Source organism: Bradyrhizobium sp. 153 (assembly GCF_023073835.1).
Taxonomy (GTDB): Bacteria; Pseudomonadota; Alphaproteobacteria; order Rhizobiales; family Xanthobacteraceae; genus Bradyrhizobium.
The window spans coordinates 76,320-88,710 of record NZ_JADPKH010000082.1; the positions used below are offsets into that span (position 1 = coordinate 76,320).

At 63.7% G+C, this 12,391-nt stretch carries 9 protein-coding genes; 4 read left to right on the forward strand and 5 right to left on the reverse strand.

What is annotated here, in order from left to right:
- Nucleotides 1-11: 11 nt before the first annotated feature.
- A complete protein-coding gene (locus IVA91_RS19630; RefSeq protein ID WP_247277850.1) occupies nucleotides 12-1,913 on the reverse strand; it encodes an extracellular solute-binding protein in 1,902 nt (633 codons plus the stop codon).
- A 210-nt stretch (nucleotides 1,914-2,123) separates the two neighbouring features.
- On the reverse strand, nucleotides 2,124-2,678 hold the full coding sequence (locus IVA91_RS19635; protein WP_247277851.1) for a cytochrome c family protein: 555 nt from the start codon (nucleotides 2,676-2,678) through the stop codon (nucleotides 2,124-2,126).
- Nucleotides 2,679-2,893: 215 nt separating this feature from the next.
- On the opposite strand from IVA91_RS19635, the gene IVA91_RS19640 reads away from it, so the two are divergent.
- Both IVA91_RS19640 and IVA91_RS19645 read left to right on the forward strand, forming a co-directional pair.
- Nucleotides 2,894-3,634, forward strand: a complete 741-nt coding sequence (locus tag IVA91_RS19640) for a 3-deoxy-manno-octulosonate cytidylyltransferase (protein ID WP_247277852.1) — start codon at nucleotides 2,894-2,896, stop codon at nucleotides 3,632-3,634.
- A 21-nt stretch (nucleotides 3,635-3,655) separates the two neighbouring features.
- Nucleotides 3,656-4,513 (forward strand): prephenate dehydratase, encoded by an 858-nt coding sequence (locus IVA91_RS19645; RefSeq protein WP_247277853.1) that lies wholly within the window; start codon nucleotides 3,656-3,658, stop codon nucleotides 4,511-4,513.
- 92 nt (nucleotides 4,514-4,605) lie between these two features.
- Here IVA91_RS19645 and IVA91_RS19650 read toward each other — a convergent pair whose 3' ends face one another.
- The gene (locus IVA91_RS19650; RefSeq protein WP_247277854.1) at nucleotides 4,606-5,622 is read right to left on the reverse strand and encodes an LLM class flavin-dependent oxidoreductase; all 1,017 of its coding nucleotides are present in this window, start codon (nucleotides 5,620-5,622) and stop codon (nucleotides 4,606-4,608) included.
- 375 nt (nucleotides 5,623-5,997) lie between these two features.
- On the opposite strand from IVA91_RS19650, the gene metF reads away from it, so the two are divergent.
- Both metF and metH read left to right on the forward strand, forming a co-directional pair.
- Nucleotides 5,998-6,918: a methylenetetrahydrofolate reductase [NAD(P)H] gene (gene metF, locus IVA91_RS19655; protein WP_247277855.1), complete on the forward strand. Its 921-nt coding sequence runs from the start codon at nucleotides 5,998-6,000 to the stop codon at nucleotides 6,916-6,918.
- 6 nt (nucleotides 6,919-6,924) lie between these two features.
- On the forward strand, nucleotides 6,925-10,782 hold the full coding sequence (gene metH, locus IVA91_RS19660; RefSeq protein ID WP_247277856.1) for a methionine synthase: 3,858 nt from the start codon (nucleotides 6,925-6,927) through the stop codon (nucleotides 10,780-10,782).
- A 519-nt stretch (nucleotides 10,783-11,301) separates the two neighbouring features.
- Here the strand turns inward: metH and IVA91_RS19665 are convergent.
- Both IVA91_RS19665 and IVA91_RS19670 read right to left on the reverse strand, forming a co-directional pair.
- Nucleotides 11,302-11,931 carry a glutathione S-transferase family protein gene (locus tag IVA91_RS19665; RefSeq protein ID WP_247277857.1) on the reverse strand — a complete coding sequence of 210 codons (630 nt, stop codon included), beginning with the start codon at nucleotides 11,929-11,931 and terminating at the stop codon, nucleotides 11,302-11,304.
- A 142-nt stretch (nucleotides 11,932-12,073) separates the two neighbouring features.
- On the reverse strand, nucleotides 12,074-12,376 hold the full coding sequence (locus IVA91_RS19670; protein ID WP_247277858.1) for a winged helix-turn-helix domain-containing protein: 303 nt from the start codon (nucleotides 12,374-12,376) through the stop codon (nucleotides 12,074-12,076).
- Nucleotides 12,377-12,391: the final 15 nt, after the last annotated feature.

The window sequence follows — 12,391 nt, forward strand, 5'->3', positions numbered from 1 at the left end:
CAAAGGCTCCCTCAAGAGCGTTTTCCGATCCGCGCCGCTTTTTCGGCGTCATACCACCACAGCGTCGGCAGGCCGGACCGTCCATATTTCGGCATTGGCTCGGCGTGGCTGAAGCGATCCCAGCGGGCATAGCGCGCGAACGGATAGGTGAACTGCGGAACCACGTAGAAATTCCAGAGCAGCACGCGATCGAGCGCATGGGTGGCGGCGACGAGGCCAGCGCGATCCTTGGCGAAGATCACCTTCTCGATCAAGGCATCCACGGCAGGGTTCTTGATGCCGATGGTGTTGCGCGCACCAGGCACGTCGGCCGCCTGCGAGCCCCAGAACTCGCGTTGCTCGTTGCCCGGCGAGAGCGACTCGCCCCACTGATCGATGATCATGTCGAAGTCGAAGCTGCGCAGCCGGTTCTGGTACTGCGCATCGTCGACGGTACGAACCGACGCATTGACGCCGATTCGCTCCAGCGACGGCTTGTAGAACAGTGCGATTCGCTCTGATGAGGGATCCTGCACCAGGATTTCGATCGTCAGAACCTTGCCCGAGGCGTCTACCAGCTTGTGGTCGCGGACTTCGAAACCGGCCTCTTTCAGCAGCTTTGCCGCTTCGCGCAGATTGGCGCGCACGGCCTCTGGAGTGCCGCCGACCGGATTCTGGTAAGGCGTGGTGAAAACTTCCGGCGGCACCTTGTCCTTTACCGTTTCAAGGATCTGCAGCTCCTCCCCCTGGGGCAGCCCGGTCGCGGCGAGTTCCGTGCCTTCGAAATAGCTGTTGATGCGCTTGTACTGACCGAAGAAGAGCTGCTTGTTCATCTCCTCGAAATCGAAGGCATAGTTGAAGGCGCGCCGCACCCGCGCGTCCTTGAATTGGGGACGCCTGATGTTGACGACGAAGGCCTGCATGCGGCCGGAATCGTTGATCGGAAATTCTTCCTTGATGACCCGCTTCTCCGCGACCGCCGGGAAGTCGTAGGCCGTCGCCCATTGCTTGGCGGAGTTTTCCGCGATCCAGTCGGCCTGGTCGGCCTTAAAGGCTTCCAGCGCCACGAGGTTGTCACGGAAGAACTCGAAGCGCAGCTCGTCGAAATTGTTGGTGCCGATCTGGCTGGGGAGATTGGCACCCCAATGATCTTTCACCCGCTCCAGCTTGATCGAGCGTCCCGCCACGAATTCCTTGATCCGGTACGGCCCGGAGCCCAGCGGGATCTCCAGCGTGGTCGCGCTGACGTCGCGTTTGCGCCCCTGGGCGTCGGTGCCTTCCCACCAATGTTTCGGCAGCACGGTCAATTCGCCGACGATGGTCGGCAGTTCGCGGTTGCCCGGCCCGTCGAAGCTGAACTTGACGTCGCGCTCGCCAACTTTCTCCGCCTTGCTCACGTGGCGATAGTAGGACGCGTACATGGGGCTCTGCTGCTTGAACGTCTCCAGCGAGAAAATGACGTCCTCCGGCGTCACCGGCTTGCCGTCATGCCAGCGGGCTTCCTTGCGCAGGCGATAGATCACCCAGGAAAAATCGTCCGGATGTTGTGCCGCCTCGGCAAGCTCGCCGTACTCGGTCGCCACCTCGTCCTGCGCCCGGGTCATGAGCGTTTCGTAGATCATCGCCGCGGCTGGAGCGAGGGAGCCCTTGATGCCGGCGACCGCGAGGTTGAAATTGTCGAAGGTGCCGATCGAGATCAGGCGGGCAACGCCGCCTTTGGGCGCATCCGGATTGACGTAATCGAAGCGCTTGAAGTCGGCGGGGTACTTGATATCGCCGAACAGCGACAGAGCATGGCGCCAAGGAAGCCCGTTTTCATTGGCTGATTGCGCCGCTGCCGTGCCGATGACGGAAACGCGGCCCATGGAACCGAGGGCGGGGAGAGCTGCGGCCGCAGTGCCGGAGAGCAGGAGATCGCGTCGGGTAATGGCCAAATCAACATTCCCTGTCTTGAAGGAGGCTACTCCTTTAAGTTCCCAATATAGGCGAGGTTTCGACCGAGTAGGTTGCTTTTTGCTCATCTTGAAAGCCCAGCCGGCCTATCGGATGCGGCCAAACGCCCCGATGACGTCGCCGCGAGGCCGGATAAGCAAACGGCCAGGCTTTTCAGCCTGGCCGCAGATTCCAAGAGAGAATTTTGAGGCTTACTTAGACGCCGTCGGCAGCGGCTGCGGATGCTCCGACAACGAATTCAGATAGGCAATGACGTCGGCCCGCTCGGAATCCTTCGGGATACCAGCGAAGCCCATTGCAGTGCCCGGGATGAAGCCCTTCGGATTGGCGATGAACTTGTTGAGATCGTCGAACGTCCAGGTGCCGCCCTTGGCTTTCATGGCGGCCGAGAAGTTGAACCCGCGGCCTTCGCCCTTCGGCTCGCCGACAACGCCATAAAGGTTCGGACCGACGCGATTCGGGCCGCCCTTTTCGAAGGTATGACAGGCGCCACACTTCTTGGCGGCCGCCGCGCCCTTTTCGACGGAGGCGGTCTGGAGCAGCTTTTCGATCGGCTCCGAGGAGGCTGCAGCGGCGGCGCCGCCCTCCTTGCCGTGGCCAGCATCTTCCTTCACCGCGATCTCGAAGCCCGGCTTTTCCGGCATCTTCGGCGAGAAAAGCGCCTGGGCGGTGAAGCTCGTCACGAGCAGCACGAGACAGGTGCCAAGAACAGCACCGAGAATCTTGTTGAGTTCGAAAGAATCCATTTCCGGCCAGGCCCCACCGCAAGAAGGAAACGGCGGCCCAAGCGGCCGCCAGGACGAGCCTCGGGAGAAAACGTTCCTTATTGTTTCCCCGAGTTTTGTCATTGAGATATCGGTTTGCCCCGGGTCTGGCAACCCGTATAAGCGACCGGGCTTTCAGCCCGTCCCCATGCCATTTCTCGGCGCGGAAAGCGCTCCGTTTCCAGGCCCTTGACCCAATGATCGATCCCCGCATCCTGGTGCTGATCCCGGCCCGCATGGCCGCCACCCGCCTGCCCGGCAAGCCGCTCGCCGATATCGCGGGCCAGCCGATGATCGTGCACGTGCTGCGCCGCGCCGAGGCCGCTGCAATCGGCCGGGTCGCGGTCGCAACCGACACGGCGGAGATCGCCTCGGTCGTCACAGCCCATGGCGGTGAGGCGGTGATGACCCGCCCGGACCATCCCTCGGGCTCGGACCGCATCCACGAGGCCATGCAGAAGCTCGATCCGGACGGCAAGGCCGAGATCGTGATCAATCTCCAGGGCGATTTCCCGACCATCACGCCGCAGACCATCCGCGAGGTGCTGCCACCCTTTACCGAGCCTGCCGTCGATATCGTGACGCTGGCCTCGCAGATCCACACCGAGGAGGAGGATCTCGCCCCGAGCGTCGTGAAGGCGGTAGGCTCGCCGATCGGGCCGCGGCGGCTGCGGGCGCTCTATTTTACCCGTGCCACGGCTCCCTACGGCGACGGACCGCGTTACCACCATATCGGACTCTACGCGTACCGCCGCGCGGCGCTGGATCGATTCGTGTCGCTGCCACGGTCTCCCCTGGAAGTTCAGGAAAATCTTGAGCAACTCCGGGCGGTGGAAGCCGGCATGCGCATCGACATCATGGTCGTCGACAGCGTGCCCCGTGGCGTGGACACGCCGCCCGACCTCGAAACCGCGCGCAGCATCCTTTCCAAATCCTGAGCCGCTGTTACAAGACCGACCATGAGCAAGCTGAAAGTCGCATTCCAGGGCGAGCCTGGGGCCAATTCCCACATCGCCATCGTCGAGGCCTATCCTGAGGCAGAGCCGATGCCCTGCGCCACCTTCGAGGACGCGCTGTCAGCGATCTCGTCCGGCGAGGCCGATCTCGGCATGATCCCGATCGAGAATTCGGTCGCGGGCCGCGTCGCTGACATCCATCACCTGCTGCCGGCCTCCGGCCTCTTCATCATCGGCGAATGGTTTCTGCCCGTTCGACATCAGCTGATGGCGGTGAAGGGTACCAAGCTCGATGACGTCAAGAGCGTGGAGAGCCATGTCCACGCACTCGGCCAGTGCCGGCGCATCATCCGCAAGCTCGGCATCAAGCCAATCGTGCACGCGGACACTGCCGGCAGCGCCCGCGACATTTCCGAGCGCAAGGACAAGACCGTCGCCGCGATCGCCTCGCGCCTGGCCGCGAAAATTTACGGCCTCGACATCCTCGCCGAGGACATCGAGGACGAGGCCCACAACACCACGCGCTTCGTGGTGCTGGCGCGCGAGCCGAAATGGGCAGCCCAAGGCTCGGGCCCGCTGGTCACGACGTTCGTCTTCCGGGTGCGCAATTTGCCGGCCGCGCTCTACAAGGCGCTCGGCGGCTTTGCCACCAACGGCGTCAACATGACCAAGCTCGAAAGCTACATGGTCGACGGCAATTTCTTCGCCACGCAGTTCTATGCCGACGTCGACGGACATCCCGACGACAAGGGCCTCGCCTTTGCCATCGAGGAGCTGAAATTCTTCTCGCGCGAATTCCGCATTGTCGGCGTGTATCCGGGGCATCCGTTCCGCGCGACGTTCAACGAGGCGCAGGATTGATAACTGTCGTTCCGGGACACGCGAAGCGTGAACCCGGAACCTCGAGATTCCGGGTTCGATGCTTCGCATCGCCCCGGAATGACGGTGAGTGACTAGGACGCCTGCTTCGCCAGCCCGAACGCCTCCGCCAGCAGCGAATATGATTTCTTCCGCGCCTCGTGGTCATACACGGCGGTGATCACCATCAGCTCGTCCGGCTTGCTCGCATAGATCAGCGGCTGAAGCTTCTTCTGCACGGTTGCCGGGCTGCCGACGAACAGGCGCGAGCGGTTGCGGAGGATCGAGATGCGCTCGGCGTCCGTGTAGGGATAGGCCAGCGCCTCCTCGATACTCGGCAGCGGAAGATATTGACCGCGGTCGCGGCGAAGGCGGTTGAGGTCGAAGGAGCTGGCGAGCCTTTCGGCCTCCTCATCTGTGTCGGCCACGATGGCCGCGACCGCGAGGATCGCATGCGGGCTGGCGCGCCAGGCGGAGGGCTGGAAGCGGTTGCGGTAATGCACCATCGCATCGATCGCGTCGTGGGAAGCGAAATGATGGGCGAAGGCGAAGCCCATGCCGACCTGCGCGGCGAGCTCCGAGGAATAATCGCTCGAGCCGAGCAGCCAGATCGGCGGCAGGGCGGTGTCGTCAGGCATGGCGACGACGCTGTTGTAAGGGTGGCCCGAGGGGAATTCGCGGGTCTCCCACAAGATCAGTTCGTGCAGCCGCTCAAGAAAATCGTCGCCCTCGCGGCGGTCGAGCCGGCTGCGCAGCGCGTAGGCGGTAGCGCCGTCGGTGCCCGGGGCGCGGCCGAGACCGAGGTCGATACGTCCGGGAAACAGCGCCTCCAGCATCTTGAAGCGCTCGGCCACGACCAGCGGCGCGTGGTTGGGCAGCATCACACCGCCGGAGCCGACGCGCAGGTGCTTCGTCACCGCCGCGATCTGCCCGATCATCACGTCGGGCGCGGGGCTCGCGACGGAGGCGAGGTTGTGATGCTCGGCGAGCCAATAGCGGAGATAGCCGAGCCCGTCGACGTGGCGTGCCAGATCGATGCTGTTGCGCAGCGCCGCGGCGGGCTTGGTACCGGTGGTGACGACCGACAGGTCGAGGAGTGAGAGCGGGATCATGGCGCGTTAACGTAACGAAGGGCTGTGCGGCGGCAATGGCAGGCTGCGCAGGCCTGACGTGTAAGGGCTTCGCGGGTACGCTGAGACACCCGATTGGGACAATTGTTACCTCCATGTGCCAAAATTCGGTCTGCCCACCTGCCAAATCGGAACGAAGAAAAGGGCAATATCGACAATAGCACTTTTGTATCAATACATTACGTCTCTGGATGGTTTTTCCCAATGAGATCGCAAACTGCGCCAGAATTCCTTCTAGTCACATCCTTGGTGGGCAATTTCCCATCCCTGATGGGCTGTCGACTAGACCGCCTTTGCCCTATTTTAGGTCTCCGCGAGGTAGACGACCGCCGGCTGAAATTTGGAGTGAATGGTGCCATGACTGACGTGACGACGCCTGGCCAAGCCAACGGGCAAGACGGGCACCTGAAGCGGCCTGCGATCTCCTTCGAGTTTTTTCCGCCCAAGACCGAGGAGATGGAGCGGAATCTCTGGGACACCATCAACCGCCTCGCGCCGCTCGACCCGCAATTCGTCTCGGTGACCTACGGCGCCGGCGGCTCGACCCGCGAGCGCACCCATTCCACCATTTCCCGCATCCTGAAGGAAACCGCGCTGCTGCCGGCGGCGCATCTGACCTGCGTCGGCGCCTCGCGCGGCGAGATCGACGAGATCGTCGACCGCTATCACGAGGTCGGCGTCCGCCACATCGTGGCCTTGCGCGGTGATCCCGTTGGCGGCATCGGCACGCCCTACTTCAGCCATCCCGACGGCTACCAGACGTCCGCCGCACTCGTTGCCGCCATCAAGAAACGGCATTCCGACATCGAAGTGTCCGTATCCGCCTATCCCGAGAAGCACCCCGAGGCGCGCGACTTCGATGCCGACATCGACACGCTGAAGGCCAAGGTCGATGCGGGTGCGTCGCGCGCGATCACCCAGGTGTTCTTCGATAACGACCTCTACTTCCGCTATCTCGACCGCGTCCGCGGCCGCGGCATCAACATCCCGATCGTGCCGGGCATCATGCCCATGCACAATTTCAAGCAGGCTCGTAATTTCGTCACCCGCGCTGGCACCACCGTTCCGGACTGGTTCGCCGCGAAATTCGAGGGCCTCGATGACGACGCCGAGACCCGCAAGCTGGTGGCCGCAACCGTTGCGGCCGGCCAGGTGCAGAAGCTCGCCAAGCACGGCGTAGACACCTTCCATTTCTACACCATGAACCGCGCCGATCTCGTGTTCGCGATCAGCCATTTGCTCGGCATTCGCGCCAAGAGCGCGCAGAAGGCGGCGTAAGACAACATGACCGGAACCATCTCTCCCAAGCGAACTGCCCTGCTCAACGCCGCGCGCGAACGCATCCTCGTGCTCGACGGCGCCATGGGCACGATGATCCAGAACCTCCAGCTCGACGAGGCCGCCTTCCGCGGCGAGCGCTTCAAGAACTTTCACCGCGACCTGCGCGGTAACAACGATCTCTTGATCCTGACCCAGCCGCAGGCGATCGAGGACATCCACGCCGCGTACTTGCGCGCCGGTGCCGACATCGTCGCGACCAACACGTTCTCGACGACCTCGATCGCGCAGGCCGATTACGACCTCGCCGACATCGTCTACGAGATGGCGCGTGAAGGCGCCCGCCTCGCCGGCAATGCGGCAAGGCGCGTCGCGGCCGAGGACGGCAAGCCGCGCTTCGTCGCCGGCGCCATCGGGCCGACCAACCGCACCGCCTCGATTTCGCCCGACGTTTCCAATCCCGGTTACCGCGCCGTCACCTTCGACGATTTGCGAAAATCCTATGGCGAGCAGATCCGCGGCCTGATCGACGGCGGCGTCGATCTGCTGCTGGTCGAAACCATCTTCGATACGCTCAACGCGAAGGCGGCGCTCTACGCGATCGCCGAGATCACGGAAGAACTCGGAATCGACATGCCGGTGATGGTATCGGGCACCATTACCGACAAATCCGGCCGCCTGCTCTCCGGACAGATGCCGGAAGGGTTCTGGAATTCGGTGCGCCACGCGAGGCCGATCACCATCGGCTTCAATTGCGCGCTTGGCGCCGAGGACCTGCGCGCGCATATCGCCGATATCGGCCGCGTCGCCGATACGCTCGTGTGTGCCTATCCCAATGCCGGCCTGCCGAACGAGTTCGGCCAGTATGACGAGAGCCCGGAGTACATGGCGCGCCTGATCGGCGAATTTGCCCGTGACGGCCTCGTCAACATCGTCGGCGGCTGCTGCGGTACCACACCGGACCACATTGCAGCGATCGCCGCCGCCGTGGCCACGCACAAGCCGCGCATCGTGCCGGAGATCGCGCCGCGCTTGCGGCTCTCCGGCCTCGAGCCGTTCGTGCTGACGGATGCGATCCCCTTCGTCAATGTCGGTGAGCGCACCAACGTCACAGGATCGGCCCGCTTCCGCAAGCTGATCACCGCCGGCGACTACACTGCCGCGCTGCAGGTCGCGCGCGACCAAGTCGAGAACGGCGCGCAAATTATCGACGTCAACATGGACGAGGGCCTGCTCGATTCCGAGGCGGCGATGGTGACCTTCCTCAACCTCGTCGCCGCCGAGCCCGACATCGCCCGCGTCCCCGTGATGGTCGATTCCTCGAAATTCTCGGTGATCGAGGCCGGCCTGAAATGCGTGCAGGGCAAGCCGGTCGTCAACTCGATCTCGATGAAGGAAGGCGAGGACAAGTTCATTCACGAGGCCAAGATCGCCCGCCGCCACGGCGCGGCCGTGGTCGTCATGGCGTTCGACGAGGTCGGCCAGGCCGACACGTTCGCGCGCAAGACCGAGATCTGCAAGCGCGCCTACGACATCCTCGTCAACCGCGTCGGCTTCCCGCCCGAGGATATCATATTCGATCCCAACATTTTTGCGATCGCGACCGGCATCGAGGAGCACAACAATTACGGCGTCGACTTCATCGAGGCGACGCGCTGGATCCGCCGGAACCTGCCCGGCGCGCACATCTCCGGCGGCGTGTCCAATCTGTCGTTCTCGTTCCGCGGCAACGAGCCGGTGCGCGAAGCCATGCACTCGGTGTTCCTATATCACGCCATCAAGGCCGGCATGGACATGGGCATCGTCAATGCCGGGCAGATGATCGTCTATGACGACATCGATCCGGAGCTGCGCCAGACCTGCGAGGACGTCGTCCTCAATCGCGATCCGGGTGCGTCCGAACGTCTGCTGGCGCTCGCGGAAAAATTCCGCGGCAAGAAGACGGAAAGCAAGGAAGCCGATCTCGCCTGGCGCGAATGGCCGGTGGAGAAGCGGCTGAGCCACGCGCTGGTGCACGGCATCACCGAGTTCATCGAGCAGGATACGGAAGAGGCCCGCAAATTGTCCTCGCGCCCGCTCGACGTGATCGAAGGACCGCTGATGGCCGGCATGAACGTGGTCGGCGACCTCTTTGGCGACGGCAAGATGTTCTTGCCGCAGGTGGTGAAGTCTGCGCGTGTCATGAAACAGGCGGTTGCTTATCTCATGCCGTTCATGGAGGAGGAGAAGGCGCGCAATCTTGCGAACGGCATCGGCACGGAGGGCTCCTCGTCCGCCGGCAAGATCGTGCTCGCGACCGTGAAGGGCGACGTTCACGATATCGGCAAGAACATCGTGGGCATCGTGCTCCAGTGCAACAATTTCGAGGTCATCGATCTTGGCGTGATGGTGCCGGCGGCCAAGATCGTCGAGACCGTGAAGGCGGAGAAGGCGGACATCGTCGGTCTGTCCGGCCTGATCACGCCCTCGCTCGACGAGATGGCATTCTTCGCCGGCGAGTTGCAGCGCGAAGGCCTCAAGCTGCCGCTGCTGATCGGCGGCGCCACCACGAGCCGCGTGCATACCGCGGTGAAGATCGACCCGAGCTATCGCGCCGGCCCGGTCGTGCACGTCAACGACGCCAGCCGCGCCGTCGGCGTGGCCTCCGCGCTGCTCTCGCCGGAGAAGCGCGAGGCCTATGCCGCCGAGGTGCGCGCCGAATACGCCAAGATCTCGGAGGCGCATTTGCGTGCGCAGGCGGACAAGAAGCGGCTGAAGCTGGCGGCTGCCCGCGTCAACCGCGTGCCGGTGGACTTTGCAGCAAACAAGCCGGTGAAGCCGACCTTCCTCGGCATCAAGAGCTTCGACGACTATGACCTCGCCGAGCTCGTCGACTGCATCGACTGGACGCCGTTCTTCCAGACCTGGGAGCTCGCCGGGCGCTTCCCCGCCATTCTCCACGACCCCAAGGTCGGCGAGGTCGCGCGCTCGCTCTACGACGATGCGCGCAAGATGCTCGACACCATCGTGAAGGAGAAATGGTTCCGGGCACGCGCGACGATCGGCTTCTGGCCGGCGAATGCGCAAGGCGACGACATCGTGCTCTATGCCGATGAAAGCCGGACCAAGAGCATGGCGACGCTGCACACGCTGCGCCAGCAGCTCGAAAAGCGCGAGGGCCGCTTCAACGCGGCGCTCGCCGACTTTGTCGCGCCCGTCGGCACCGGCGTGCCCGACTATGTCGGCGGCTTCGTCGTCACCGCTGGCATCGGCGAGGACGCGGTCGCCGATCGTTTCAAGCTGGCGAACGACGACTATTCCTCGATCCTGTGCAAGGCGCTGGCCGACCGCCTGGCCGAAGCCTTCGCCGAGCGCATGCATGCCCGCGTCCGCCGCGAGTTCTGGGCCTATGCGCCGGACGAGGCGCTCTCCAGCGAGGATCTGATCCTCGAAAAATATCAGGGCATTCGCCCCGCGCCCGGCTATCCCGCGCAGCCCGATCACACAGAGAAGGCGACATTGTTCGAACTGCTCGATGCGGAAAACACGGCCGGCGTGAAGTTGACCGAGAGCTTTGCGATGTGGCCGGGCTCGTCCGTCTCAGGGCTCTATTTCGCAAACCCTGCGAGCTATTATTTCGGCGTCGGCAAGATCGAGCGCGACCAGGTTGAGGACTACGCCGCACGCAAGGGCATGAGCGTAGCGGAAGCCGAGCGCTGGCTCGCGCCGGTGCTGAACTACATCCCGTCCCAGCCGGAGGCGGAAAATGCGTTTGCCGCGACGCCCGCGAATGACGAGACGCCGAAGGACCTCGGCTCGCATCCGCCGGGCTGCACCTGCGCGGTGCACCTCGTCTGGCAGAAGAAGCGCGCGGGGGCGGGGTAGGCACCCCTCTAAAACAAAAATGAGAAAACAACCCCATGCACAGTAGCGATGGGGTTGAAAAGGCTGAGCAATTTCGGTGTAGCCGAAGCCGCGTTTGCGACGTCGGGCAAAACAGGCGTAGTATTGCATCATCGGCTGCTGCGGCCGGCTGACACTCACGCCGAGTCAACGCTGTGATTCCGGGGCGCACGCAGCGCGAGCCCGGAAATCCATCGTGCGGCATCTCATGTGGGCAAATGGATTCCGGGCTCGCGCTAAGAGGCGCGCCCCGGAATGACGGAGCTGGGCAGCCCAAACATATAGCCGCCGATCCTCCCCTGGAGGGGTCCGGGACGAGCGTAGCTCGCCCGTGGATCGGTTCGCATGCAGCGCAGCGGAATGCGGACCGAGGTGGGGTGACAGTCTATCCGCGCACGCACTGCCCGTGCGGAGAGATCACCCCACCCCGCTCGCGCTTCGCGCGATCGACCCACGAGCGAGCTTCGCTCGTCTCGGACCCTCCAGGGGAGGGTGACGGCCTCACCCCTTCGGCGGAGCCAAGGGCTGCACGATCTCCTGGAACGGGGAGAGTGCCTCGCAGCGCTCGGCATGCGCCGCGAGGGCCGGATAGCGCGAGGCGTCGAACAGCTGCGGATGCGCTTCGCGGGTGAAGCGGACGACGCAGGCCGCTGCAACATCGGCATGACCGATGCGGTCGCCCAGCCAGTACGGCGTCGTCACCTTGGCGCGCTCGGCCTCGAGCACCTTCAGCACGTCCGCGATTTGTGCTTGGCAGCGCTCGACCCATAGCGCAAGCTGCTCCTTCCGCAGCACGCGCTCGTAGAGCAGGCTCACCGCCTTGTCGCCGAGGCCGGAGGCGAGCGCGCAGATGCGCAAATGGCGCCGCCGCTCGGCGCCACTGCGCGGCAGCATCGCCTTCTCGGGACCAACGAGCTCGTCGAGATAATCCAGGATGATCGTGCTCTCGATCAGCGCCTCGCCGTCGTCGAGCACCAGGGTCGGCACGCGGCGCAGCGGATTGTACGGCGCGATTTTGTCGGCATCGCCGAAGGTCGACCACGGCTTGTGCTCGAAGGCGAGGCCATAAAGCTTCAGCGCCATGGCGACGCGGCGGACGAAGGGGGAATCGTATTGGCCGATCAGGAACATGGTTGTCGCTTTTCTCGATCATTGAACAAGGCAGGGCCGATCAGTCTCCACGACCAGTTCGGTGCGGCGCAACAAAAATCTCGGAAATGGAGCATTGCGCCGGCTGCAACGAAGCGTCAGTCGCACGGTACGGACCGCCCGCTCAAAGGCCGTCCTGAATCGAGCGCTTGATGGCGGCGATCGCCGTCTCGTTGCGCTTGTACATCGTCCACTGCTTGATTCGTTTGGCGCGCACCAGCTTCGCGGCAGTCAGCACCCGCATGTGCTCGCTCAATGTCGGTGCGCTGACGCCGAGCTTTTCGGCGATCAGCAATCCGCAGACGCCGTCCTCGACCAGGTCGCCGTCGGCCTGCTCGCGAAAATGCTTCCGCGGATCCCGCAGCCATTCCAGGATCTGCAGGCGGCGTTCGTTGGCGAGCGCGCGCAAGGCAACGGCAAACTTCATTTAGCCATTTTGCTA

Excerpts from the sequence above, each read along its gene's own strand:
- IVA91_RS19635 (WP_247277851.1), bottom strand. The coding sequence starts at position 2,678 with ATGGATTCTTTCGAACTCAACAAGATTCTCGGTGCTGTTCTTGGCACC.
- metH (WP_247277856.1), top strand. The coding sequence starts at position 6,925 with ATGACCGGAACCATCTCTCCCAAGCGAACTGCCCTGCTCAACGCCGCG.
- IVA91_RS19645 (WP_247277853.1), top strand. The coding sequence starts at position 3,656 with ATGAGCAAGCTGAAAGTCGCATTCCAGGGCGAGCCTGGGGCCAATTCC.
- IVA91_RS19665 (WP_247277857.1), bottom strand. The coding sequence starts at position 11,931 with ATGTTCCTGATCGGCCAATACGATTCCCCCTTCGTCCGCCGCGTCGCC.
- IVA91_RS19640 (WP_247277852.1), top strand. The coding sequence starts at position 2,894 with ATGATCGATCCCCGCATCCTGGTGCTGATCCCGGCCCGCATGGCCGCC.
- IVA91_RS19670 (WP_247277858.1), bottom strand. The coding sequence starts at position 12,376 with ATGAAGTTTGCCGTTGCCTTGCGCGCGCTCGCCAACGAACGCCGCCTG.
- metF (WP_247277855.1), top strand. The coding sequence starts at position 5,998 with ATGACTGACGTGACGACGCCTGGCCAAGCCAACGGGCAAGACGGGCAC.
- IVA91_RS19650 (WP_247277854.1), bottom strand. The coding sequence starts at position 5,622 with ATGATCCCGCTCTCACTCCTCGACCTGTCGGTCGTCACCACCGGTACC.